Genomic DNA, 2,095 nt, shown 5'->3' with positions numbered 1-2,095 from the left:
AGGGTGGGCTTCACGCTTAGATGCTTTCAGCGTTTATCCCTTCCAAACATAGCTACCCAGCGATGCCACTGGCGTGACAACTGGTGCACCAGAGGTTTGTCCATCCCGGTCCTCTCGTACTAAGGACAGCTCCCTTCAAATTTCCTACGCCCGCGACGGATAGGGACCGAACTGTCTCACGACGTTCTGAACCCAGCTCGCGTGCCGCTTTAATGGGCGAACAGCCCAACCCTTGGGACCTACTTCAGCCCCAGGATGCGACGAGCCGACATCGAGGTGCCAAACCTCCCCGTCGATGTGGACTCTTGGGGGAGATCAGCCTGTTATCCCCGAGGTAGCTTTTATCCGTTGAGCGATGGCCCTCCCACGAGGTACCACCGGATCACTAAGTCCGACTTTCGTCCCTGCTCCACTTGTAGGTGTCGCAGTCAGGCTCCCTTCTGCCTTTGCACTCTTCGCGCGATTTCCAACCGCGCTGAGGGAACCTTTGAGCGCCTCCGTTACTTTTTTGGAGGCGACCGCCCCAGTCAAACTGCCCACCTAACAATGTCCTGTGACCAGATTCATGGCCTCCAGTTAGAACCTCAGTACTGTCAGGGTGGTATCCCAAGGATGACTCCACACAGGCTGACGCCCATGTTTCTCAGTCTCCCACCTATCCTGTACAGACAATACCGAAATTCAATGCTAAGCTACAGTAAAGCTCTACGGGGTCTTTCCGTCCAATCGCGGGTAGCCAGCATCTTCACTGGCACTACAATTTCGCCGGATGTGCTGTTGAGACAGTGCCCAAATCATTACGCCATTCGTGCGGGTCGGAACTTACCCGACAAGGAATTTCGCTACCTTAGGACCGTTATAGTTACGGCCGCCGTTTACTGGGGCTTAAGTTCATACCTTCGCTTGCGCTAAGTAATCCCCTTAACCTTCCAGCACCGGGCAGGCGTCAGCCCCTATACATCAGCTTTCGCTTTAGCAGAGACCTGTGTTTTTGCTAAACAGTTGCTTGGGCCTATTCTCTGCGACCTACTTTCGTAGGCACCCCTTCTCCCGAAGTTACGGGGTCAATTTGCCGAGTTCCTTAACAGCAATTCTTCCGATGGTCTTAGGATTCTCTCCTCACCTACCTGTGTCGGTTTGCGGTACGGGCACCAATATCCTCGATAGAGACTTTTCTTGGCAGCGTGGAATCAGATACTTCGGGAATAAATTCCCTTCCCCATCACATCTCAGCGTTAAGAGCAAACGGATTTGCCTGCTTGCTCCGCCTAAATGCTTAGACATACATCCAATAGTATGCACATCTTATCCTCCTGCGTCATCCCATTTCTAATAACGTCCATTGGTGGTATCGGAATATCAACCGATTGTCCATCACCTACGCCTTTCGGCCTCGGCTTAGGTCCCGACTAACCCTGAGAGGACGAGCCTTCCTCAGGAAACCTTAGGTTTTCGACCGTTAAGATTCTCACTTAACTCTCGCTACTTATGCCAACATTCTCACTTCTGTACCGTCCACCACTCCTTACGGTATGACTTCAGCCAGTACAGAAAGCTCCTCTACCGCGTACACATAGTGTACACCCATAGCTTCGGTGGTAAGTTTTAGCCCCGGACATCTTCGGCGCAGGATCTCTTGACTAGTGAGCTATTACGCACTCTTTGAATGAGTGGCTGCTTCTGAGCCAACATCCTAGTTGTCTTAGAAATCCCACATCCTTTTCCACTTAACTTACACTTTGGGACCTTAGCTGATGGTCTGGGCTGTTTCCCTTTTGACTACGGATCTTATCATTCGCAGTCTGACTGCCGAAATAAAAGTATATGGCATTCGGAGTTTGATAGAGTTCAGTAACTGTTGTCAGCCCCTAGCTCATTCAGTGCTCTACCTCCATTACTCAATTAATCGACGCTAGCCCTAAAGCTATTTCGAGGAGAACCAGCTATCTCCGAGTTCGATTGGAATTTCTCCGCTATCCACAGCTCATCCCATGGTTTTTCAACACCAACGTGGTTCGGACCTCCACGGAATTTTACTTCCGCTTCATCCTGGCCATGGATAGGTCACCCGGTTTCGGGTCTACGACATGCAACT

The 2,095-nt window shown here is 51.1% G+C and carries 1 rRNA gene; it reads right to left on the bottom strand.

Features of this window, described 5'->3' with window-relative positions:
* Positions 1-2,095, bottom strand: a 23S ribosomal RNA gene (locus KPL50_RS26255); the annotation flags it as partial.

The organism is Clostridium sp. CF012 (assembly GCF_018861755.1).
Lineage (GTDB): Bacteria > Bacillota > Clostridia > Clostridiales > Clostridiaceae > Clostridium_AD.
Note: the sequence above shows the minus strand (reverse complement) of the source record. Positions and strands in the feature narration are given on the sequence as shown.